The sequence below is a fragment of the uncultured Streptococcus sp. genome (genome assembly GCF_902463925.1).
Classification (GTDB): Bacteria; Bacillota; Bacilli; order Lactobacillales; family Streptococcaceae; genus Streptococcus.
Genome location: NZ_CABQHE010000002.1, coordinates 1 through 21688, shown reverse-complemented (window position 1 = coordinate 21688; position 21688 = coordinate 1). Strand labels below are relative to the sequence as shown.

Annotated in this window: 24 protein-coding genes; 5 read left to right on the top strand and 19 right to left on the bottom strand. The window is 39.8% G+C overall.

Annotated features, from left to right (window positions below; all coding sequences use genetic code 11):
* Positions 1-2 precede the first annotated feature (2 nt).
* A complete protein-coding gene (gene dnaG, locus RDY04_RS01885) occupies positions 3-1814 on the bottom strand; it encodes a DNA primase (protein ID WP_303951565.1) in 1812 nt (603 codons plus the stop codon).
* A gap of 162 nt (positions 1815-1976) precedes the next feature.
* Here dnaG and mscL point away from each other — a divergent pair, with 162 nt between their 5' ends.
* Positions 1977-2357, top strand: a complete 381-nt coding sequence (gene mscL / locus RDY04_RS01880) for a large conductance mechanosensitive channel protein MscL (RefSeq protein WP_288562335.1) — start codon at positions 1977-1979, stop codon at positions 2355-2357.
* Between the two features lie 159 nt (positions 2358-2516).
* On the opposite strand, the gene rpsU is transcribed toward mscL, so the two are convergent.
* The 9 genes from rpsU to RDY04_RS01835 all read right to left on the bottom strand — a co-directional run bounded on the left by rpsU (position 2517) and on the right by RDY04_RS01835 (position 11462).
* Positions 2517-2693, bottom strand: coding sequence for a 30S ribosomal protein S21 (rpsU, locus tag RDY04_RS01875; RefSeq protein WP_002884573.1), 177 nt, complete (start codon positions 2691-2693; stop codon positions 2517-2519).
* A gap of 193 nt (positions 2694-2886) precedes the next feature.
* The gene (locus tag RDY04_RS01870) at positions 2887-3681 is read right to left on the bottom strand and encodes an ABC transporter substrate-binding protein (protein WP_003094897.1); all 795 of its coding nucleotides are present in this window, start codon (positions 3679-3681) and stop codon (positions 2887-2889) included.
* A 61-nt stretch (positions 3682-3742) separates the two neighbouring features.
* The gene (locus tag RDY04_RS01865) at positions 3743-4852 is read right to left on the bottom strand and encodes an aminotransferase (RefSeq protein ID WP_303951551.1); all 1110 of its coding nucleotides are present in this window, start codon (positions 4850-4852) and stop codon (positions 3743-3745) included.
* Between the two features lie 244 nt (positions 4853-5096).
* Positions 5097-5894, bottom strand: coding sequence for a transporter substrate-binding domain-containing protein (locus tag RDY04_RS01860; RefSeq protein WP_303951548.1), 798 nt, complete (start codon positions 5892-5894; stop codon positions 5097-5099).
* A gap of 11 nt (positions 5895-5905) precedes the next feature.
* Positions 5906-6718 carry a transporter substrate-binding domain-containing protein gene (locus tag RDY04_RS01855; RefSeq protein WP_303951544.1) on the bottom strand — a complete coding sequence of 271 codons (813 nt, stop codon included), beginning with the start codon at positions 6716-6718 and terminating at the stop codon, positions 5906-5908.
* Positions 6719-6933: 215 nt separating this feature from the next.
* Positions 6934-7398: an 8-oxo-dGTP diphosphatase gene (locus RDY04_RS01850; RefSeq protein WP_117647124.1), complete on the bottom strand. Its 465-nt coding sequence runs from the start codon at positions 7396-7398 to the stop codon at positions 6934-6936.
* A 449-nt stretch (positions 7399-7847) separates the two neighbouring features.
* Positions 7848-9839, bottom strand: coding sequence for an excinuclease ABC subunit UvrB (gene uvrB, locus RDY04_RS01845; protein WP_295495260.1), 1992 nt, complete (start codon positions 9837-9839; stop codon positions 7848-7850).
* Positions 9829-10335, bottom strand: coding sequence for a PH domain-containing protein (locus tag RDY04_RS01840; RefSeq protein ID WP_303951541.1), 507 nt, complete (start codon positions 10333-10335; stop codon positions 9829-9831). Before RDY04_RS01840 ends, uvrB begins: the two co-directional genes overlap by 11 nt.
* A gap of 185 nt (positions 10336-10520) precedes the next feature.
* Positions 10521-11462, bottom strand: a complete 942-nt coding sequence (locus tag RDY04_RS01835) for a CPBP family intramembrane glutamic endopeptidase (protein WP_303951539.1) — start codon at positions 11460-11462, stop codon at positions 10521-10523.
* A 198-nt stretch (positions 11463-11660) separates the two neighbouring features.
* Here RDY04_RS01835 and RDY04_RS01830 point away from each other — a divergent pair, with 198 nt between their 5' ends.
* Both RDY04_RS01830 and RDY04_RS01825 read left to right on the top strand, forming a co-directional pair.
* Positions 11661-13859 (top strand): ABC transporter substrate-binding protein/permease, encoded by a 2199-nt coding sequence (locus tag RDY04_RS01830; protein ID WP_303951536.1) that lies wholly within the window; start codon positions 11661-11663, stop codon positions 13857-13859.
* Complete coding sequence (locus RDY04_RS01825) at positions 13859-14599, top strand: amino acid ABC transporter ATP-binding protein (RefSeq protein ID WP_247918730.1); 741 nt, start codon at positions 13859-13861, stop codon at positions 14597-14599. The genes RDY04_RS01830 and RDY04_RS01825 overlap by 1 nt, the downstream gene beginning before the upstream one ends.
* Before the next feature lie 73 nt (positions 14600-14672).
* Here RDY04_RS01825 and RDY04_RS01820 read toward each other — a convergent pair whose 3' ends face one another.
* From RDY04_RS01820 to RDY04_RS01790, 7 genes are all read right to left on the bottom strand, one after another.
* Positions 14673-14870 carry a hypothetical protein gene (locus tag RDY04_RS01820; protein WP_002884415.1) on the bottom strand — a complete coding sequence of 66 codons (198 nt, stop codon included), beginning with the start codon at positions 14868-14870 and terminating at the stop codon, positions 14673-14675.
* A 128-nt stretch (positions 14871-14998) separates the two neighbouring features.
* The gene (gene obgE, locus RDY04_RS01815; RefSeq protein WP_295495250.1) at positions 14999-16312 is read right to left on the bottom strand and encodes a GTPase ObgE; all 1314 of its coding nucleotides are present in this window, start codon (positions 16310-16312) and stop codon (positions 14999-15001) included.
* 94 nt (positions 16313-16406) lie between these two features.
* The gene (locus RDY04_RS01810) at positions 16407-16535 is read right to left on the bottom strand and encodes a DUF4044 domain-containing protein (protein WP_295495247.1); all 129 of its coding nucleotides are present in this window, start codon (positions 16533-16535) and stop codon (positions 16407-16409) included.
* Between the two features lie 80 nt (positions 16536-16615).
* Positions 16616-17347, bottom strand: coding sequence for a pseudouridine synthase (locus RDY04_RS01805; protein WP_303951690.1), 732 nt, complete (start codon positions 17345-17347; stop codon positions 16616-16618).
* A 391-nt stretch (positions 17348-17738) separates the two neighbouring features.
* Entirely contained in the window at positions 17739-18011 is a 273-nt protein-coding gene (locus RDY04_RS01800; RefSeq protein WP_303951529.1) for a hypothetical protein, read from the bottom strand.
* 135 nt (positions 18012-18146) lie between these two features.
* On the bottom strand, positions 18147-18302 hold the full coding sequence (locus RDY04_RS01795) for a hypothetical protein (protein WP_295495237.1): 156 nt from the start codon (positions 18300-18302) through the stop codon (positions 18147-18149).
* A gap of 12 nt (positions 18303-18314) precedes the next feature.
* Positions 18315-18698 carry a PaaI family thioesterase gene (locus RDY04_RS01790; protein WP_048788082.1) on the bottom strand — a complete coding sequence of 128 codons (384 nt, stop codon included), beginning with the start codon at positions 18696-18698 and terminating at the stop codon, positions 18315-18317.
* 580 nt (positions 18699-19278) lie between these two features.
* Between RDY04_RS01790 and RDY04_RS01785 the strand changes: the two genes are divergently transcribed.
* Both RDY04_RS01785 and RDY04_RS01780 read left to right on the top strand, forming a co-directional pair.
* The gene (locus RDY04_RS01785) at positions 19279-19518 is read left to right on the top strand and encodes a hypothetical protein (RefSeq protein WP_303951526.1); all 240 of its coding nucleotides are present in this window, start codon (positions 19279-19281) and stop codon (positions 19516-19518) included.
* A 167-nt stretch (positions 19519-19685) separates the two neighbouring features.
* Entirely contained in the window at positions 19686-20576 is an 891-nt protein-coding gene (locus tag RDY04_RS01780; RefSeq protein WP_303951523.1) for a DMT family transporter, read from the top strand.
* A gap of 204 nt (positions 20577-20780) precedes the next feature.
* On the opposite strand, the gene RDY04_RS01775 is transcribed toward RDY04_RS01780, so the two are convergent.
* Both RDY04_RS01775 and RDY04_RS01770 read right to left on the bottom strand, forming a co-directional pair.
* The gene (locus tag RDY04_RS01775; RefSeq protein WP_303951521.1) at positions 20781-21233 is read right to left on the bottom strand and encodes a hypothetical protein; all 453 of its coding nucleotides are present in this window, start codon (positions 21231-21233) and stop codon (positions 20781-20783) included.
* The gene (locus RDY04_RS01770) at positions 21223-21447 is read right to left on the bottom strand and encodes a helix-turn-helix transcriptional regulator (protein WP_117647129.1); all 225 of its coding nucleotides are present in this window, start codon (positions 21445-21447) and stop codon (positions 21223-21225) included. Before RDY04_RS01770 ends, RDY04_RS01775 begins: the two co-directional genes overlap by 11 nt.
* Positions 21448-21688 lie beyond the last annotated feature (241 nt).

The following is a 21688-nucleotide window of genomic DNA, read 5'->3' as shown; positions in this document are numbered from 1 at the left end:
TGTTACTCCATATCTCGTTTTTGGGCGATGAGCATTTGCAGGGCTTCCACCGCTGCATCCACATCACCGTGGTTACTTGATTCTCTTATTTGTTTACTTTGCTTACGAAAGTCCTGTTCCCTCAAAAAATGATTTCTACGCTCTTCGATAGCCTGAACTTCTTCAAGACTAGTTTCAGGTGGTAAAATCTCCTCTAAAACCTGATAATAGGCTGTTTGCACCTCTTGAGAAAGTAGAGACAGAGCTACGGTATCAATCTGTCCATCCTGCTTCAGAATATGATAAAGCTCCTCTAACTCAGGTGTTTGGAAGAAAAACTCCTCTCTCATGCGATAGTCATTCAAAATCATAGGATGATTAAGCATACGATGGAAGAGTTGATTTTCCGCCCGACGAAGACCTGTAATCTTAGGTGTAGAAGGTAGTTTGACCGTCCCTCTGAATCCTGACGCTGAAGACTCATAAGCACTATTACTAGCAGCCGATAATTGAGCCGTCTGCTGATTTCTCATGGTCAACCGTTCGTTATTGACCGCTTGCTCGACTTGGAAAAAATCGAAGTCTGGTAAAAGGTCAGCCACCTTAGAAATGTAGGAATTTTGTGCCGTCACAGAAGGTGACTTGGCAATAATCTTAGCAATCTGCTCAACATAGGCAATCTCTGCTTGAAGATTGTCTACATTAGCAGGTTTTAGCTGTCCTATCCAAAATTCCACATCTGAAATACGGGACTCGACCAAAAGTTTCCCCAAAGCCTCTTCGGATGTTTTCTGTAGATATTCATCAGGGTCCATATTATCTGGAATTTTAACAATATCCACTTGAAAATCCGATAAAAGCTCAAGAGACTTGGCAATCGCATTTTGCCCAGCCTTATCACCATCATAGGTCAGAACAATTTTCTTGGTTAACTTACGAAGACGATTGACATGCTCAGGGGTCAACGCCGTCCCCATGGAAGCCACAGCATTAACATGCCCAGCCCTATAGGCAGCAATGACATCCATGAACCCCTCCATCAGATAGACCTCATGAGTCTTCTGAATGACTGACTTAGCCTGATCGAGGTGGTAGAGTTCATAGGACTTATTGAAAATACGGGTAGCCCTAGTATTCTTGTACTTGGCCTGTCCTTTTTCAATATCTTCCTTAGTCCAAACACGCCCTGAAAAACCGATGGTCTTTCCAAACTCATTCTTAAGCGGAAACATAATTCGATTTTTAAAAGTATCGAAAAGGCGATTACTTTCAGAAAGATTAAAAAGACCTGATTCTGTCAGTACCTCTTCGTCATATTTTTTTGATACAGACTGATAGAGATAATCTGGTTCGTCAGGGGCTAGACCAATCTGGAAGGTCTTAAGTAAATCGTCAGTCATACCACGCTCATAGAGGTAAGCACGCGCTGCTTCTCCTATCTTGGTCGTCATCAGAACAGCGTGATAAAACTTAAGCGCATCCTCATGAAGATCATAGAAGGCTTGATTAGGAGAATTCTGCTGCTGAGATTGTCTGGGTGCGTCTAGCGTAACTGCAATACCTAAGCGATCTGCCAGAACCTTAACACTTTCTTGGAAAGAAACCTGACGGTATTCCTCTAAAAATTTAAAGACATCTCCAGACTTTCCGCAACCAAAACAATGGTAAAACTGTCTGTCCTCAATAACATTAAATGATGGGGTTTTCTCCTTATGGAAGGGGCAGAGACCCAGGTAATTGCGGCCAGCACGATTAAGACTGACAACTTCACCAATCACGTCGACGATATTGGTACTGCTCTTAATATCTTCTATTAAAGCTTTATCAATTACCATCTAATCGCCCCCCATCTTACCATAATTGCATTACCTCTAATTATAACATGACGAAAAATGAAAGTAAAATAAAATTGATTTTTCATGAGCAAAACTCTTGTCAAGATTTACAAAATCAGATAGACTATTAAAAGTGAATAAATGAAAGGATTCATTGTCAAAATGATTAAAGAACTTAAAGACTTTTTGTTCAAGGGTAACGTCCTTGACCTTGCTGTAGCCGTTGTTATGGGGGCTGCTTTCAACGCTATTATCACTTCACTTGTAAGTGATATCATCACACCACTTATCCTTAACCCAGTTGTTAAGGCTGCTAACGTTGAAAACCTCTCTAAATTGTCATGGAACGGTATCGCATACGGTAGCTTCTTGAGCGCAGTTATCAACTTTATCATCGTTGGTACTACTCTCTTCTTCGTTGTTAAAGCTGCTAACCACGCTACAGCTCTTGGTAAAAAAGAAGAAGAAGCTACTGAAGAAGCAGCAGCTCCATCACAAGAAGAATTGCTTGCTGAAATCCGCGATCTTCTTGCAAACAAATAATCTTTATTTGTTCACCTAAAAGCATATGAAACTTAAGACGTCCGAACTCTCAGACGTCTTATTTTTTTGTATCTCATAACTACTAACTGACTTATTTATTCGATGAAAAGAAAAAAACTTGAGAAGGCTCAAGTTTTTTTCTGTTAATTTCATTCTTAATTAGAATTTTTTACGTTTGCGAGCTGCCTCTGATTTACGTTTACGTTTTACAGAAGGTTTTTCGTAATGTTCACGTTTACGAGCCTCTTGAAGAGTACCAGCTTTAGTCACAGAACGTTTAAAACGACGAAGAGCGTCGTCAAGTGATTCGTTTTTACGTACTACTGTTTTTGACATTGAATTCACCTCCTCAAGATAATGTAACATTTTACACGTTCTATTCAAGTATACAAGACTGATCTTTTTCTGTCAAGAAATATCTTTTAAGTTTGAGAATTTTTGACATCATCCCTATTTTCTATGTTTCATAAAGATTCATCAGATGATTTGCTATACAAAAAACTAGAGGAATCATCCTCTAGTCATTTTTTTATTCAACTGCTGTGTATTTAGAAGCATCCTTGATGTACTCGTCGTAAGTACCATTGTCTTTCAATTTCTTGATAACCTTGTTTACTGCTTCTTTCAATTTGTCATTACCTTTAGCCATAGCGACTGCTTTAGCATCACCATCGTTAACTTTGAGGGCAACACTTGCCAATGCCAAATCTGGATTTTGTGCCACGTAACCTTCTGCTACTGGTTTTTCAAGGTCAACAGCATCAACTTGGCCAGACTTAACTTCGTTAATAGCTTCACCCATTGCTGTAAGTGATACGACCGTTGAGTCTTTCAACTGTTTCTTAGCAAGGCCTTCTTCGATAGTACCTTTTTGAACAGCTACTTTTTTACCTTTGAAAGCATCTAGGCTTGAGTAGGTAGATTCTTGATCTTTACGAACGATGATCGCATTTTGTGTTTCGTAGTAAGGATCTGAGAAATCGAAGGTTTTCTTACGTTCATCAGTGACTGAGATACCAGAGATAGCAATGTCAGCCTTACCAGCTTGAAGGCTAGAAAGGACATTATCAAAGCTCATAGTTGTTACTTCAAGTTTAACCCCAAGTTCATCAGCAATAGCTTGTGCCAACTTGATGTCTGAACCGACAACTTGGTCTTTACCATCGACCAAAGTTTTGAACTCAAATGGTGCATAGTCTGGACTGACAGCCACGACAAGTTTTTTATTTTCTTTAATAGATTCGTAAGCGTCTTTTTTTGACCCACATGCTACCAAGGTAACAGCAGCAAGGAGAGCCATGGCTCCAAGGAATAGTTTTTTCATAAGAAACTCCTGTATAAATATAATTTTTGCTCGTTTATTTTACTTAAAATTAGTAGTATTGTCAACATTTATTAAGAAATTGCGACAATTTTCCTAAGCCTTTTTGAAGGACTTCCTTGTCACAGCAATAACCGATGCGGACATGGGACTCCTTGTCAAAACGGTTACCCGGAACCACAAGAACACCATAGTCCTGAAGAAGCTCTAAAGCAAAATCTTCGATAGGACGATTCACATCTAATTTGACGAAAGATGTGGAAACACTAGCAGGTCTAATCCATGAGGCTTTAGGTTCTTTGGCAATCCAGGCATCCATAATAGCTAGATTTTCCTCTACAATCTGACGATTACGTTCTAGGATAGCTTCTTTATTTTCCAAGACAAGGGCAGCCACCATATCATCAAAGACTCCAGCACAAATCATCGTGTAGTCGCGGTAGTCACGCAGAATGCCCGCTACCTCTGTGTTAGAAGCAACCCAACCCACACGAATACCAGGAATCGAATAGGTCTTTGAAAGACTATTGACAGCAATGCCCTTTTCATACAAATCCACAATAGAAGGCGCAGGCTGGTCAAAACTGCGATAAACCTCATCTGAGAAGATATAGGCGTCTACTTCTTTAGCGATAGCCACTAGCTCTTCAAGGTAAGCAGCGTCCATAAGGGCACCAGTAGGATTGTTGGCATTGTTAATACAGATCATCTTGGTATTAGGACGAATGAGACGACGGAGTTGGTCCAAATCAGGCAACCAGTTATTGTCCTCCTCAACCTCCCAGAGATCCACGTCTGCTCCTAGTGACTTAGGAATGTCATAGAGCTGCTGATAGGTTGGATACATGGAGATGACATGGTCTTCAGGCTCAATAAGAGCGTAAAGGGCTAGCATCGTCGCTCCCGTTGCCCCATTGGTTTGGAGGATATTATCAACTGGCACGTTCTTGTATAAGCTAGCCACTTGAGTCTTGAACTCTGGCGACCCCTCAATCCAGCCGTAATCCATCTTTTTCTTTAATAGTTGGGCAAAAAAGGCGTCCTTATCAAGGCCTGACAGGTCAAATAATTCTTCAATTGTGAGGGCCTTAATTGAAACTCCTGCAATATCATATATGGCAGATTTTTCATGGACATTCAGCCATTCTTCAACACCAAAACGTGGTAGCTTCATAGTTTCTCCTTGCTTTTCTTAAGCACTCTATACGATGTCATTTGTCTATTTTGACAGACTTACCTACTTTGATAATAACTGTTTTTAGCAGAGAATTCAATCTAAAATGGGGCAATACCCCATTTTAGATTGAAGAATTTTCGGAGACTCCCCTTAAGTGAGTAAAGCAAACACCAATGAGACTTTTCGCCGTTGATGAAAGCACCTGAAATTGACTCGTTTCAGGTGCTCGGAAGTCTTAAATTTACTTACTTTGTTTGTAGGTTGATGCTTCTTTTAACCATTGGTCAAATTTTCCAGAGTCTTTAGTCTCTTTGATGACAGCATTGATTTCTTTAAGCAAGTCATCCGAACCCTTACGTGTTGCGACGGCATAAGCATCTGAACCATCTGACTTGAGGTTAAAGTTGGCAAGGGTTAAATCATCATTTTGAGCGATATAACCTTCTGCAATGGCCTTCTCAAGTACAACTGCTTGAAGCTGTCCTGACTTGAGTTCATTAATCATCTCGCCATTTGAAGCCAGTGATACCACACTTGCCTTAGAGATTTGTTTCTTAGCAACTGTTTCTTGAACAGACCCTTTTTGCGTACCGACCGTTTGTTTTGCGAGACTATCAGTGCTTGTGTAGTCATTCACCTTGTCTTTTTTGACAATCACTACATTTTCGGACGTATAGTAGCTGTCTGAAAAATCATAAACCTTTTTACGCTCGTCTGTCACCGAAATCCCTGCAATGGCGATATCGGCTTTACCACTTTGCACGTTAGCAAGAACATTATCAAAAGACATCACGGAAAATTCAACTTCCACACCAAGTTTTTTCCCGATAGCTTTGGCCAACTCGATGTCTGCTCCAACTAGCGTATCTTTGCCGTTAACCAACGATTTGAACTCAAATGGTGCAAATTCAGATTCTGTTGCCACGACAATTTTCTTCTTTTCCTTAATTGTTTTGGGACTCACTCCCTGACTTCCGCTACAAGCAACTAGAAAGCACGTGGCGACTAGAGCTGTAAGGATAAACCAAAATTTCTTCATATAATAACTCCTTATTTAGTAGAACTCTTAAGTGACAGAGCATAGGCATCTTGAACATAGCTGTCAATCTTACCTTCTTTTTTGAGTTTAGCGATAACCTTATTAACCTTTGCTTTTAGCTTATCGCTTCCTTTAGGCATTGCAACGGCATAGGCGTCTTTTGAATCTGACTTGAGGGCAATGTCTGACACAGATAGGTTATTGTTTTGCTCTATATAACCTTGTGCAATGGCTTTTTCAAGAACCACTCCTTCAACTTGACCAGATTTCAATTCATTGATAGCTTCACCAGGTTGTGCCAAGGATACCACATTAGCATCTGACAAGTTGGATTTGGCAATGCTTTCTTGAATAGAACCTTTTTGAACGGCTACAGATTTTTTAGCAAAATCACCGGTTTGTTTGTAAGTTCCTGTCGCATCTTTTTTGACAACAAGAACCGTTTCAGACTCATAGTAAGTATCTGAGAAGTCGAAAATTTTCTGACGCTCTTTAGTGGCTGAGATACCAGAAATGGCAATATCAGCTTTACCAGATTGAACGCTGGCTAAGACATTATCAAAAGACATCTCAGAGAATTTGACTTTCACACCTAGTTCATCGCCAATAGCCTTGGCAATTTCGATGTCTGCTCCAGCAATAGTATCCTTACCATCTTGGATGGTTTTAAATTCAAAAGGAGCAAAATAGGGATTAAGAGCGACAGTCAAAGTCCCCTTATCTTTTACTTTATCCAATGTATTAGTCGATGAAGAACAAGCTGCTAAAGTCGTCAAAGCAAAGATCCCTGCAAATCCCAACAAAAGTTTTTTCCATGTTTTCATAATCAATCTCTTTTCTATATTTATTAACTTATGTAAGCATAATAATGCATTATTATGCATTTGTCAATGAAAAAATGAACTTTTATTGATTATATTTTTCATTTTTATTAACTTCATCATCATTGTAGAATCTAAAGATTACTTATTTAAAGCTCTTCTACCCGATCTTAACAATAAAAAAACTATTCATTCATTTGAATAAATAGTTCATATTATTACCAAAATTCTCGGATAAAGTCATTTTCAAGACGCTCACGATAGAAAAGTTCAGAGAGTTGATCCTCTTCAAACACGCGCAAGAGGTTGAGCATGTCATAGGCCAGCTCCATCTTAGGAACATCCTCCCTGGCAACCCAACGCACTTCTCCCTCCTCTGTCGAGTGAATGTCACCTTCAAAGTCTGAAGTTCTATAGAGGAAAACGAGATAACGCTCGTCATCTGTCGTGTACCAATGCTTCATACCAACCAACTTAGGATTTTTAATGGTCAATCCAGTTTCTTCCTTAACCTCACGAATAACTGACTCCACTAGCCCCTCGTGTGCTTCAATATGACCACCAGGTAGGGCAGCACCCGACCAAGAATAACGCTTGGGATCGCGAATTTGCATGACAATATTTCCATGACCATCTTCGATGAGACACATGTTGGTCAGAATAGTAGCTTGTGAACGTGACATATAGTTCCTTTCTAGTAAGTAATCAAATAAAACCATAAACAATATATAACCAGATATTGGTATCCAAACAAGTTATCTTTTTATCATCCACAAGGGATCAAAAATAATTTTCGGATTATCTTCATTCATATCACATATACCTACCATAGCATGCAACAGAAATACAATAAGATTAAAATTTAAACCAATAAAAGCTGCAATTTTTCTCTGATGCTTCTAGGCAATCTGATCCTTATGGGCAAGAAGTGAGACGAACCAGATAAGAAAGTTAGACTCAAACGGAAACAGTATACCACTTCGAAATAAGGTGGGGAAATAAACATAAATCAGAAAAGAAATAACCAAACCTGGCATAAAAAGACAGATTGTCTTAAACCAACTTGAATTCAATGTTGCCTCCTTTTTTGCAAGTTCATTTTGCTAAAGCATCAACCTAACGTCCAGTGTTTCTAATCCATACTCTTCAGTTCTAGCACCATATCACGGATTTGAGCTGCCAATTCAAAGTCAAGTAGTTCTGCTGCTTCGTGCATTTGTTTTTGAAGTTTCTTGATGGCTTCTTGGCGTTCTTTCTTGTTCATGGCACTGTAGTCCACAGTATCCTCTGCCACTTCTGCTTCATTAGCCTTGGTAATCGAAATAAGGTCACGAATTTCTTTCTTAATCGTTTGTGGAACAATGCCATGTTCCTTATTATAGGCCATCTGGATTTCACGACGACGAGCTGTTTCATCCATGGCTTTTTGCATAGACTCCGTAATCTTATCCGCGTACATGATAACATGCCCTTCGCTATTTCGGGCAGCACGTCCAATCGTTTGGATAAGCCCACGTTCATTACGAAGAAAACCTTCCTTATCAGCATCCAAAATTGCAACTAGACTAACCTCAGGAACATCAATCCCCTCACGAAGAAGGTTAATCCCAATAAGAACATCAAAGACACCCAAACGTAGGTCACGGATAATCTCAGTACGCTCCAAAGTCTTAATGTCAGAGTGCATGTATTTGACCTTGACACCCATTTCCTTGAGATAGTCAGTCAAGTCTTCAGCCATCTTCTTAGTCAAAGTCGTTACAAAGACACGCTCGCCTTTTTCAGTTCGGGCATTGATTTCACCAAGGAGGTCATCCATTTGTCCCATAGTTGGACGCACTTCGACTTCTGGATCAAGGAGCCCTGTAGGACGGATGATTTGCTCAACAACAGTCTCAGTCTGCTCCATCTCATAGTCACCTGGAGTGGCAGACACATAGACAATCTGATGAACATGACTCTCAAATTCTTCACGTCGAAGTGGACGGTTATCAAGCGCTGATGGCAAACGGAAACCGTAATCAACCAACATCTTCTTACGGGCCTGGTCGCCGTTATACATTCCCTTAATCTGACCCATGGTCATGTGGCTTTCATCAATCATGATAAGGAAATCTTCTGGGAAGAAATCAAGCAAGGTGAAAGGTGGCTCGCCTTCTTTACGACCATCCATGTGGCGTGAGTAGTTTTCAACACCATTGGTGTAACCCATCTCACGAAGCATTTCAACATCGTATTCTGTCCTTTGGCGGATACGTTGAGCCTCGATGAGCTTACCCTCAGCTTCAAATTGCTTAACCTGAGCTTCCATCTCTTCCATAATATTCTTGATGGCTTCTTCCATATGCTCTTCATTGGTCATAAAGTGAGTCGCCGGGAAAAGAACAAGGTGCTCAACCTCGCCGAGATTGCGTCCTGTCAAGCTTTCAATCTCACAGATGCGATCAATCTCATCACCGAAAAATTCCACACGAAAGGCGTGCTCATCACGGCTAGCAGGAAAAATTTCAACCACATCGCCACGTACACGGAATTTTCCACGTTGGAAATCAATATCGTTTCGCTCAAATTGAATATCAACTAGGTCATTGAGCAACTTGTCTCGAGAAATCTCTTGGCCTGGACGAAGACTAACCGCTGAATCGGCATATTCTTTCGGCGAACCCAAACCGTAAATACAAGAAACGGAAGCCACAACGATAACATCATTACGCTCAAGGAGGGCCGATGTCGCTGAGTGACGGAGCTTATCAATTTCATCGTTTACAGAGCTATCTTTTTCGATATAGGTATCTGATGACGGTACATAGGCCTCTGGCTGATAGAAATCATAGTAGGAAACGAAGTATTCTACAGCATTGTCTGGGAAGAACTCCTTGAACTCTCCGTAAAGCTGACCTGCCAAAGTTTTATTGTGGGCGATAACCAAGGTCGGTTTATTCACGCGTTGGATGACCTGACTCATGGTATAGGTCTTACCTGTCCCAGTCGCCCCCTTTAGGATTTGAGCCTTCTCACCACCTTCAATATTGTCCACCAAAGCTTCGATGGCCTGAGGTTGGTCCCCAGAAGGTTCATATTTAGAAACCAAATGGAATTGGTTATTTTCTTTTCTATCTATCATTCTTTTTCCTTTCATTTATGTAATCATTCATCTCTTGGTCGGGGAAAAATTCACCACAAGAAATAGTAAGTTGTATCATACAGGTGTCAGAAACGTATTTTCTCTTTTTCCGAGATTGAGAACCAAGTTTTTTAACATATTTGACAGCAAGATTACCGTCCTTTAACAGGGTAACCAAAACACGATACCTCGTACGATCATCAACACTAGCATCGTAGTCAAAGTAATGCTGAACTCGTTTAAAAAAACACCTAATTGTCGAAGAATGTTCAATATCCTCCATTGGTGTCGACCTATCTTTCATGACAAAAGCAATCTCAGAAAGTGGAATTTCAAGAGTTTTACGTCCAAATATTCCTGAATAATAGGTGAAGGTCTTATCATTAATCTCTATAAGTTTACCCTGGCCTTTAAGACACACGATACCGCCAACTAGAAAAAGAATAGCAACTAGTGGCAATAATAAGAAAATCAGGGCAACACACTTTTCTACCAAATTTTCTGACTAAGAACCTTTGAATAGAAAAGGACAAATAAGCCATAGTGGAATAACAGAAAAAAATGAGGCCTGCAACTATTTGCATCTTAGTAATTTCTCGGTCGTGTTTTACTATCATTATTTCCCCTTTTCCAAACTTTCTTCTATTTTAACACAGAAGTAAAAAGACCGAGTCTTTGAACTCAGCCTTGAAAATTTTCTTTTTTCAATTGTAGACGAAGGATGATAATCCCTACTAGGAGAACGAGACAGGTAACGAGACTTCCTTCTAGACCAAAAGCTCCTCCTGACAACCAATCAGGCACGCCTGACCTAGCCTGAAAGTTCAATAAGCTGCCGCCTGCATTCTGTCCACTAACTGCCACGCCAACTAGATTCCCTTGCGCAAAGTTCCAAGCACCGTGAAGGGCAGCGACACCCCAGATATTATCTGTCTTGAGCATGTAAAGAGCCATGAGAATCCCTACTAGAACAATACTGATAAGAGACAAGGCTGTAACACCTTGATTTCCTAGGTGTAATATTGAAAAGAAAGAACTTGAGATAGCAATTCCCCAGGAAAGGTTCAATTTATTAGTCACCGTCTGAAGTAACCAACCACGTGTCACCAGTTCCTCGGTTCCGCCTTGGATAAACCAGAAAGGTATTAGGGAAAGTATATATAAGACGGTTCTCTGAGAAGAGTCTACTTTTACAAATTCTAACCCTCCAAGCAAATAAGTCCCAAGGAAACTCACTAACAAGAGTAGAGTCCCAAATCCCCAGCCCTTAAGCAAGTTCAACCAAATATAACCCTTGAAAAATCCAAGTGTACGAATGGGACGTTTTTCAACAACTTTAACCCAGAAAAAGATAGCTAAGGCAGTAAAGGCAAATGTTCCCAACTGAAAATACATGTTTGAAAACATCTTATAGGAAATCGTATTTATATCCTGGAACTGAATGTTGCCATTAAACATCAAGAATGAAAGAACAATAGCCATTGGAATTCCCACAACAATCCCTGATAGAACTCCACCTATGAGGACATAACCAAAGGCAATAAAACAAGACAACATAATCATCAGCCAACTTGGAACTTTATCATATCTGCTGGTATATTTCTCAAGCACTCGTTTCTTCATTTTTTAGCTCCTGTAACAAATCTTACATGTATTCGATTACAGTGTAACTAATTGACACAAGCTTGTCAACTTCTTCTCAGATAGCTCTCATAGCTAACGAACTTTGTCACATTTCCTAACATCAAACTCCTAGAAGTTTGATAACAAGACCTTTTTTTGATAAAATAGGAGGGTATTTTATAAAGGAGACTTTTTATAATGAAGAAAAAACTTCTGACACTCTTCTTGAGTGCCATGTCAGTTTTCTTTGTTTTCGGAGCTAAGGTATCTGCTGAAACAATTTCAGTCGTTTCAGACACAGCCTATGCCCCATTTGAATTCAAAGATTCTGATCAGACCTATAAAGGTATCGACGTTGATATCATCAACGAAGTTGCCAAACGTAAAAATTGGGATGTTAACCAAACCTTTCCTGGTTTCGATGCAGCCGTTAACGCTGTTCAATCAGGCCAAGCAGACGCCCTAATGGCCGGTACTACTGTTACCGACGCACGTAAGAAGGTCTTCACTTTCTCAGACACTTATTACGACACTTCAATTGTTATCTACACACGTAGCAGCGACAAAGTCAGCGACTACAAACAATTGAAAGGTAAAACAGTCGGTGTTAAAAATGGTACCGCTGCTCAAACTTGGCTCGATAAAAACGCTAGCAAATATGGTTTCACAGTTAAAACTTTTGACACTAGCGACTTGATGAACAACAGCTTGGATTCAGGTTCTGTTGACGCAGCTATGGACGACACACCAGTTGTTAAATACGCTATTGGTCAAGGAAAAGACTACGCTATCAACATCAAGCCTGAATCTATCGGTAGCTTCGCTTTTGCTGTTAAAAAAGGCGGAAAACACGAGAAGCTTATCAAAGACTTTAACGAAGCTCTTAAGGAAATGAAGAAAGACGGCACCTACGACAAAATCATGAACAAATGGTTGGGTGATTCAGAAAAATCTTCTTCATCAAAACCTTCAGCAGATCTTAAATTGACTGGTGATGCTAACGCAAAAGCTACTCCTGCTAAGGAAACCTACACTATCTCAATGGACTCATCTTTTGCTCCATTTGAATACCAAAATGGTTCAGGTAAATATGTAGGTATCGATGTCGATATCATCAATGCCATTGCTAAAAACCAAGGTTTCAATGTCAAATTGACAAACCCTGGTTTCGATGCATCACTTAATGCTGTACAATCTAGCCAAGCTGATGCTGTATTGGCTGGTATGACCATCACTGATGCTCGTAAACAAATCTTTGACTTCTCAGATTCTTACTACACATCAAACATTCGTTTGGCTGTAGCTAAAGGAAGTAAGATTAAATCTTATAAGGATCTCAAAGGTAAGACTGTAGGAGCTAAAAACGGTACGTCATCTTACTCATGGTTGGAAGACCATGCTGGTGAATATGGCTTTACTGTCCGTGCTTACGATGAAGCTTCTACTATGTATGACAGCTTGAACTCTGGTTCAATCGATGCTCTTATGGATGATGAAGCCGTTCTTCTATACGCTATCCAACAAGGGCGTAACTTTACAACACCAATTGAAGGTATTGCTACTGGTGATGTCGGCTTTGCTGTTAAAAAAGGTGCTAATCCTGAGTTGATTGAGATGTTCAACAATGGTTTGGCTGCTATCGTTAAAGATGGTACTTACGATAAGATTATCAATAAATACCTCGATAACAACAAATCAAAAGAAGGAAGCTCAAAAAAAGCTACCGATGAAACAACCATCGTAGGCTTGATTAAAAACAACTACAAACAACTTCTCCAAGGTCTTGGAATTACCCTTGGATTGACCCTTCTTTCATTTGCTATTGCCATGATTATCGGTGTTATCTTCGGTATGATGGCAGTTGCACCAAACAAGACACTCCGCGTGATTTCGCAAGTCTTTGTTGACGTGGTTCGTGGTATCCCATTGATGATTGTTGCAGCCTTCATCTACTGGGGTATTCCGAACTTGATTGAAAATATCACTGGTCACCAGTCACCAATCAATGACTTTGTGGCAGCGACTATCGCCCTCTCACTTAACGGCGGTGCTTACATTGCCGAAATTGTGCGTGGTGGTATCGAAGCTGTACCAATTGGTCAAATGGAAGCAAGCCGAAGCTTGGGTGTCCCTTACAATACAACAATGCGTAAGGTTATCTTGCCACAGGCTGTTCGCTTGATGTTGCCAAACTTCATCAACCAATTTGTTATCTCATTGAAAGATACGACTATCGTATCAGCTATCGGTTTGGTTGAACTCTTCCAAACTGGTAAAATCATCATTGCTCGTAACTACCAATCATTCCGTATGTATGCGATTTTGGCCATCCTTTACTTGGTCATCATCACATGCTTGACGAAATTGGCTAAACGACTAGAAAAGAGACTTAAATAATGGCTGAATTGAAAATCGATGTGCAGGACCTGCACAAATCATACGGCGACAATGAAGTCCTTAAAGGCATTGACGCCAAATTCTACGAAGGTGACGTTGTATGTATCATCGGCCCTTCAGGTTCAGGTAAATCAACCTTCCTTCGTACGCTTAACCTACTTGAAACAGTAACTTCTGGTAAAGTAGTCGTTGATGGATATGAATTATCAGATCCTAAGACAAACCTTGACAAAGCCCGTGAAAATATCGGGATGGTTTTCCAACATTTCAACCTCTTCCCACACATGACCGTCCTTGAAAATGTGACATTCGCACCAGTTGAACTTGGACGCATGACTAAAGAAGAAGCTGATAAATTAGCTATGGATCTTCTAGACCGTGTCGGACTTTCTGACAAAGCTGATGCTACACCAGATAGCCTATCAGGTGGACAAAAACAACGTGTGGCAATTGCGCGTGGTTTAGCAATGAATCCTGACATCATGCTCTTTGACGAACCCACTTCTGCCCTTGACCCTGAGATGGTCGGAGACGTTCTTAACGTTATGAAAGAATTGGCAGAACAAGGGATGACCATGATTATCGTTACTCACGAAATGGGATTTGCCCGTCAAGTTGCCAACCGCGTCATCTTTACTGCAGACGGTGAATTCCTCGAAGATGGGACACCAGATCAAATCTTCGATAACCCACAACACCCACGTTTGAAAGAATTCTTGGACAAGGTTCTAAACGCCTAATTATCAAAACAGTTACTCTTGCTAGAGTAGCTGTTTTTGATTACCATTTTGGATAAGAAAAACAGAGCAAGTGCTAGACTTGCTCTGTTTCTTCATTTAGTTCAGGGTGTTTTGCCGCTTCTTCCCTTGCCAAGCGTTCACGCTCAAGACGGAGTTTTCGGTTAGGATTTAAGCGCGTAAAGAGTTCTTCAAGTTTCTTTGGATTCCAAACATCGGCCGCAGAAACAAAGTTTCCATCTTTATCCCTGAAGGATATTGGTTTATCTCCCATTGTAAACCTCTTATTTCAATATTTTTTAAATTCGCCGACTTCACATAGTTAGTGAGGTTGCTTGGCAGGCCGCCATAGCGGCTGCCGTAGACTATCAAGTGCTTCAACACTTAGAGAGTCTTTCAACGTCAATCTACAAACTCAAACTCAAAATTACCGATACGAACGATGTCGCCATCTTTAGCACCACGTTCACGAAGCGCTTCATCAACTCCCATACCACGCAATTGACGCGCAAATTTCATGATCGATTCGTCACGTTCCATGTTAGTCATGACAAAGAGTTTTTCAAGTTTCTCACCAGAAAGTACCCATGAAGCATCGTCATCACGGCTAATTTCAAATGGACGTTCATCCTCGTTAAAGCCGTAGTAAACTTCTTCTTGTTCCATATCGTCTTCGCTATAGAGCAAGAATTCATCTGTCTCATCAAGCAACTCTGCAGTAGCTTCCAAAAGATTTTCCAAACCTTGGTGAGCCAAACTTGAAATTGGGAAAATTTGTGGCAACTCATCAAACTCATCATAATTAGCAGCCAATTTTTCCTTAAACTCTTTTAAGTTTTCCTCAGCCTCAGGCATATCCATCTTATTTGCAACAATAATTTGTGGACGTTCCATCAAGCGCAAGTTGTAAGTTTCCAACTCTTTGTTAATTTGAAGATAATCCTCGTAAGGATCACGCCCTTCACTTGCTGACATATCAATAACATGAAGGATAACACGTGTACGCTCGATGTGGCGGAGGAACTGTGTTCCCAAACCAACCCCCTGGCTAGCACCTTCAATCAATCCTGGAAGGTCGGCCATGGCAAAGCTCTCACCTGACTTCGTACGAACCATCCCCAAGTTAGGAACAATTGTCGTAAAGTGATAGGCACCAATCTTTGGTTTTGCTGCTGTTACTACGCTGAGAATCGTTGATTTACCAACAGATGGGAAACCAACCAAACCAACATCCGCCAAAATCTTCAATTCCAATTGAAGTTCACGCTCTTCACCTGGTTCACCATTTTCAGCGATTTCAGGAGCAGGGTTACGAGGTGTCGCAAAACGGATATTCCCACGTCCACCACGTCCACCGTGAGCAATGACAAACTCTTGGCCATCCTCGACCATGTCAGTAATCACCTTACCTGTTTCAGCGTCACGCACTGTCGTACCAGGCGGAATGCTAACGATAAGGTCCTCAGCTCCTCGACCATGCATTCCCTTCGTCATCCCTTTTTCGCCATTCTTAGCCTTGAATTTACGGTTATAACGGAAATCCATAAGGGTACGCAAGCCTTCGTCAACTTTGAAAATGACTGAGCCACCCTTACCACCGTCACCGCCCCAAGGACCGCCATTGGGTACATATTTCTCACGACGGAAGGCAACCATTCCGTCTCCACCACGACCAGCTGAGACACTAATCTTGGCTGTATCTAAAAACATACTCATCTATATTTCTCTCTTTCTTATTTGTATGCCGTGTTCTAATTCAATCTCAAACCAAAGAATTTCCGACATACACAAAAAAACGCTTGATAGCGTCTTAAAGGACAGCTGAGACTGCTTGGAAAATCAATGCCCCAACTGTTACTAATAGCATAATCAAAACGACCAATACTGTTAGGCGTTCAAAAAATGATTTCTTACGTGGTCCGTTATCTCCAAATGCCACTTGAATATACCTCGTTTTTTCTTCTATTATTTCACAATAATAGTAACAAAAAAATACTCATTTAGCAACTCTTAACTAGCTTAAGACAAAGGAATTCCAAAAACGTCTAGAGCTTCCAACTCCTCCTCCGTAAGACGTCGCCAAGCACCTAGGTCTAAATCATCTGGCAAGCTTAATGGCCCCATACTAAGACGTTGTAACTCTGTCACTTCCTTGCCACATGCAGCTACCATCCGCTTAACCTGATGAAATTTCCCTTCAGCAATGGTAATCTGAACCAAGCTAGTCCCAGCAACACTATCTACAGATATTATCTCTAGTTTAGCTGGTTGGCAGGTGTGGTCTTTGAGTTCAATCCCTTTTTCAAAAGCCAGGATATCCTCCTGATCCATGATACCAGCCACCTTCGCCTGATAAATCTTGTCCACATGCTTCTTGGGTGATAGCATAGCGTGGGCTAAGTCTCCATTATTGGTCAATAGAAGGAGACCATGAGTATCAATATCCAAGCGACCAACTGGAAAAACCTGCTTATGTCTTGCTGTGTCATCCAGTAAATCGAGCACAGTCTTATGACGAGCATCCTCCGTTGCCGAGATAACACCCTGAGGCTTATTTAAGAGATAGTAAACAAAGGTCTCATGTGTCAACTCCTGATCCAAGTAAGCAATTCGGTCTTTATTCTCATCAATCTGAGTCTTAGGTGATGTTTCCACCTGCCCATTTACAGTCACTTGCTTCTTTTTCAGAAAGTTCTTGACTTGACTACGACTCCCGACACCACAGTCCACCAAAAACTTGTCCAAACGCATCTCCACTTCCTCCTTTATTGGAATCCAAATTTCCATTTCATAATCTTCAGCCTGACGATTCCCTGGTGGATAAACCTCTACAGTAGGCTGATCAATCATCACAAAATGTTTCTTAGCATAATGAAAACACTCCCAAACAGCCACCGTCGCAGGCCCTCTAAGTTTAAAAAACGCACAAGTAGCTAGCGCAAGAGCAATCATTTCCAGACTATTGTCCTCACCAACCAAGGCTGTTACATAAGTCTTTCGACTCCCATCAATGATACGAATACCATAGGTTGGGACAACCAAATCATCTTACTCTGCCAAAAAAAAGTAGCCAGAGAAAATCTGTTGGCTTACCTAGTTCCTCACCATTAAAAGCCATCCCTGAAAAACTCAAAAAAACTTTTCAAACAACCTTCACATCATGACGAACGGTTACCAAATATAGCTTTTGTATCACTTTTTTAAGCTTTGTCAACTCAACTGGAACCTCATCAGCCAGTATATAGGAAATTTTTTCTACAAATGCTTCTTTTTCAATATTTCCAGAGCCAATAGGAACCAATACCCAATCTTCACAAAGGTAGATGAAATGCTTGACTTCCTCATTGAATGAGACATCAACTAAACGATAAAGAGAGCCAGTTAAATCAATAACCACCATCTCCAGTCCAGTCACTTGAAACAGGAGTTCTTGGTCCCCTAAGTCGTACCTTCATAGTCAGGCTTTCAACATCTATAGAAAAACTATTACCCAAATCCATTACAGACTGAAAAAGACCTTGTGTAAGCCAGAAAAATTTCAGACGGCATGCTAAGAACACATCATATCATAATCGTCAAGAGTCACAAGAAGAGAACGTTCCTGCTGATCAGAGGCACAAGAATATTCCTGAACACTCAATTGGTCTGGTGTCAGGTAGTCATTTACAAAGACTGCAAACTCATCCACAGTTTGAAAATCTGACATAAGACCCCTTCTCTACTCCGAAACCGAGCCCGTCACATACATGGTAAAGGTCGCTCTAGTAAGAATTTTTTCCTCCTGATTAGTAATGAGGACTTCTACCACCTTGGTCATTTTACCATTATGCACACAAAGACCTTCAATCTTGAGTTGGTCAGACAAATGGCCTGCCTTTAAATAATTGATATTGGACTGAAGAGTCACAGCGTAGTCCCCTGTTGAAAGTGCCACAAGTCCTGCCACCTGATCACAGAGTGTAAATAAATAACCACCATGAGCATTACCAAAATAATTCAAGGACTTCTCGACGACCTCAGTTGTGACAATCACATGCCCAGTTTCAAATAGTTCTTCTTGAAAATTCTCAAACACACGGATTTCATGTAGTTTGTCTTGCATAGCAAGCCCTCCTATCAATACCCATTCCACCACAAGTGAAACAGGTTGTCTATAGCTACTAGTATAACACGAATTTCTCGACGGATAACAAGCTTATTTCACTAAGCTGATATCAACATCTATATCCGCTTCTTCATAGCTAGAGTCAACCTGAATTGCAAGCTCCTCTATTTCCTGATAATTGGAAAAATAACTCAGTAGACACATGGTCACGCAAGAGGCGAAAGCAATATTCACCTAACTCATAGGTGTCTTCCCATCTTCCGTATATCCAAAGAGTTCCACAGACACTCCGTAACCCTCTGAAAGCGAATGATAGCGTTTGTCAACTTTAATCGTCGTTTGATACATAATGCACCTACATTTGGTTTCTTTTATTATAACAAAGAGAAGCCTAACAACCGAACTGAACGCTTTAAAATATCTATCATAACCCTTAAGGCATCCTCTTAATTTTCAACAGATTAGTCTTATACAACACCTATCTTACCAAGAGTTTACAGTTCGGTAAAAATAGAATCGCTTTCAATTCGATGAGTTTTCATTAAATTAAATTTACTAATAAAAAAGGAAGATTATTATGAAAGTATTTTCTAAATTAACTTTAGCATCTGTCTCAGTTCTCGCCTTGTTAACCCTAGCAGCATGTGGTAACTCCAAAGACAAAACTGACTCATCTTCTTCATCATCAAGTAAGGTGAGAAAATACTCTTCTTCTAACGACTCAAGTACCTCAGTTAAAGTCAACAAAGACAGTTCGTCTGAATTGAACAGCGAAAATGGTAATTCAGCCAAAACAAATGGTGAAAATGCTGTTTAAGCCAAGACATTACAAATGTCAAAGTTGACTCAAACGGAACGGTCTCAATTGGTAACCAATATAAGATAGGCTAGCTATTCTGCTAATCTTTTTAGATTCAAATTAACGAAAGCGCTATCTAAAAGTGCTATAATAGGTGTGGAAATCCATAATCAGGGGGTGAGACAATGAGACATAAAATTATCTTGGGATGTTTGGCTGCAGCTGCCTGCGAGATCCTTTTTGGACTCAGTTTTATCTTTACCAAATCGATTACAGCACAAGTCAGTGACCTTGCTTTAATCTCTTGGCGTTTTGTCACAGCCTTCTTCTTTGTCAACCTTTATCTTCTCGCAAGAAGACATAGGGTAGTCATAAACGGCAGAAAGCTCAGACCTCTGACACGTATCGCCATCCTTAATCCTATTATCTATTTTATCTGCGAAACGATTGGAATTCGTATGACTACTGCCTCTGAAAGTGGAGCATTCCTCGCTTGCATTCCGGTCGTCGCACTTATCATGTCTAGTCTTATTTTGAAAGAATGGCCAAGTCGTTGGCAAGTGGTAGGTGTCACTACAACCCTCATCGGTATCATCATTGCCGTATTCGCTGCGGGTGGCTCCACCAACTTCTCACTTGTCGGGTACTTCATTTTAGGTTTAGCCGTTGTCTCCTATGCTCTTTATTGCGTTGACGTTGAAAAAGCCAGTCAATTCACTAGCTTTGAAATTACCTATTTTATGTTAGCCAGTGGTTGCCTTACATTTGGAGTCTTTGCACTAAGCCATTGCTTTCTAGTAGGTAACTTGAAAGAGCTCTTAACACTCCCTTGGAGTAATCCAAAGTTCGCCATAACCATCCTGTACCAAGGATTGGGCTGTAGTGTTATAGGGTATATCCTTTCAAATTTTGCTATCGCAAATATCGGAGTTAACCGAACCGCTTCTTTCATCGGTATTTCGACAATTATCTCAATTCTAGCTGCCGTAGTCTTCCTTGGGGAGCCCTTTTCACAGTTACAAATTTTAGCGGGAATCTTGGTAGTCCTTGGAGTCTATTTGGCTAATAAAAATTAAAACTCTCGGAAATTTACCTTCCAAGAGCTTTTTGAGTATACACTCAAAAAGCTCTATAATCTCTACAGTGGTTTTACCCACTACAGAAATTATAGAGCCTGAATTTTATGGGTTTCTCAACTATTCTGAATAATTTATTCGGAATAGTTGAGGCCCTTTTTGATTACTAACTGTAAGATTGATATAGGTCAAAGTTATTTCTTATCATTTTTCTTCTCTTAAAACCAATAAATTATTTTCTGAATAATTTGAAGAAATCTTCACTGAACTAACTGATTCAACTTTTATCTGTTTTACCGAAAAAAATGTCTTACTATTATAACTAATATTGAAATCATGCTCAGACCCTTTTTTAACATCTTGAAAAGAATCATTATTGATATTAAATTCTGATTTTCTAATCGATTCAATATTTTCTTTTGTGCTCATTATGTAAATATAGCCAGTAAAATCTTTAGTAGATATATCCACATTTTCACCGTTTTTTTGTTCTAATACCTGTTTTATTCCTAAATCTTCAGTATCTTCTTTGGGAGTTTCTTGATGAATTTCTGATGTAACATCTTGTACTGTATCACTAATTCCTAGACCACATGATACAAGTATTATTGATGCTAAAAAACCAACTAGAATCATTAATATTTTTTTATTCTTCATTATCTTTACTCCTTTTATATTCAATAATTTCACCGGGTTGGCAATCAAGTTCTCTACAAATATTCAATAATGTCGAAAATCGTATCCCTTTGGCTTTTCCGGTCTTCAAAATTGATAAGTTTGCTTCAGTTATATCAATTCTTTTAGCTAGTTCTTTTGATGTAAGCTTCCTAGACTTAATCACTTCATCTAAATTTATTTTTATTTCTTCCATATCATTAAATTATCTCCTCATTATCGTTCTGTATCTTTTCTCCTTTTTTGAATACGATAATCAATAAATAATTCAATATCAGAAACGATATATTTACAAAATAATTCTTTATTGACAAATCAAATAATCCACTAACATTATCTATGTTCAAGTAATTAAATATTAGGTTAATTGAGAGTTGAAAAATTGTTAAACCAAGCAAAAATAGAAAAGATTTCTTTAAATATTTTAAATTTTTAAA

What these genes read in the sequence shown, in the direction of transcription:
- dnaG (WP_303951565.1), bottom strand. Translation starts at nt 1,814, where the DNA reads ATGGTAATTGATAAAGCTTTAATAGAAGATATTAAGAGCAGTACCAAT.
- rpsU (WP_002884573.1), bottom strand. Translation starts at nt 2,693, where the DNA reads ATGTCAAAAACAGTAGTACGTAAAAACGAATCACTTGACGACGCTCTT.
- RDY04_RS01855 (WP_303951544.1), bottom strand. Translation starts at nt 6,718, where the DNA reads ATGAAAACATGGAAAAAACTTTTGTTGGGATTTGCAGGGATCTTTGCT.
- RDY04_RS01790 (WP_048788082.1), bottom strand. Translation starts at nt 18,698, where the DNA reads ATGCAAGACAAACTACATGAAATCCGTGTGTTTGAGAATTTTCAAGAA.
- RDY04_RS01860 (WP_303951548.1), bottom strand. Translation starts at nt 5,894, where the DNA reads ATGAAGAAATTTTGGTTTATCCTTACAGCTCTAGTCGCCACGTGCTTT.
- RDY04_RS01825 (WP_247918730.1), top strand. Translation starts at nt 13,859, where the DNA reads ATGGCTGAATTGAAAATCGATGTGCAGGACCTGCACAAATCATACGGC.
- RDY04_RS01850 (WP_117647124.1), bottom strand. Translation starts at nt 7,398, where the DNA reads ATGTCACGTTCACAAGCTACTATTCTGACCAACATGTGTCTCATCGAA.
- RDY04_RS01835 (WP_303951539.1), bottom strand. Translation starts at nt 11,462, where the DNA reads ATGAAGAAACGAGTGCTTGAGAAATATACCAGCAGATATGATAAAGTT.
- RDY04_RS01820 (WP_002884415.1), bottom strand. Translation starts at nt 14,870, where the DNA reads ATGGGAGATAAACCAATATCCTTCAGGGATAAAGATGGAAACTTTGTT.
- RDY04_RS01785 (WP_303951526.1), top strand. Translation starts at nt 19,279, where the DNA reads ATGAAAGTATTTTCTAAATTAACTTTAGCATCTGTCTCAGTTCTCGCC.
- RDY04_RS01795 (WP_295495237.1), bottom strand. Translation starts at nt 18,302, where the DNA reads ATGTCAGATTTTCAAACTGTGGATGAGTTTGCAGTCTTTGTAAATGAC.
- obgE (WP_295495250.1), bottom strand. Translation starts at nt 16,312, where the DNA reads ATGAGTATGTTTTTAGATACAGCCAAGATTAGTGTCTCAGCTGGTCGT.
- RDY04_RS01775 (WP_303951521.1), bottom strand. Translation starts at nt 21,233, where the DNA reads ATGAAGAATAAAAAAATATTAATGATTCTAGTTGGTTTTTTAGCATCA.
- RDY04_RS01830 (WP_303951536.1), top strand. Translation starts at nt 11,661, where the DNA reads ATGAAGAAAAAACTTCTGACACTCTTCTTGAGTGCCATGTCAGTTTTC.
- RDY04_RS01865 (WP_303951551.1), bottom strand. Translation starts at nt 4,852, where the DNA reads ATGAAGCTACCACGTTTTGGTGTTGAAGAATGGCTGAATGTCCATGAA.
- RDY04_RS01780 (WP_303951523.1), top strand. Translation starts at nt 19,686, where the DNA reads ATGAGACATAAAATTATCTTGGGATGTTTGGCTGCAGCTGCCTGCGAG.
- RDY04_RS01770 (WP_117647129.1), bottom strand. Translation starts at nt 21,447, where the DNA reads ATGGAAGAAATAAAAATAAATTTAGATGAAGTGATTAAGTCTAGGAAG.
- RDY04_RS01805 (WP_303951690.1), bottom strand. Translation starts at nt 17,347, where the DNA reads ATGCGTTTGGACAAGTTTTTGGTGGACTGTGGTGTCGGGAGTCGTAGT.
- mscL (WP_288562335.1), top strand. Translation starts at nt 1,977, where the DNA reads ATGATTAAAGAACTTAAAGACTTTTTGTTCAAGGGTAACGTCCTTGAC.
- RDY04_RS01870 (WP_003094897.1), bottom strand. Translation starts at nt 3,681, where the DNA reads ATGAAAAAACTATTCCTTGGAGCCATGGCTCTCCTTGCTGCTGTTACC.
- uvrB (WP_295495260.1), bottom strand. Translation starts at nt 9,839, where the DNA reads ATGATAGATAGAAAAGAAAATAACCAATTCCATTTGGTTTCTAAATAT.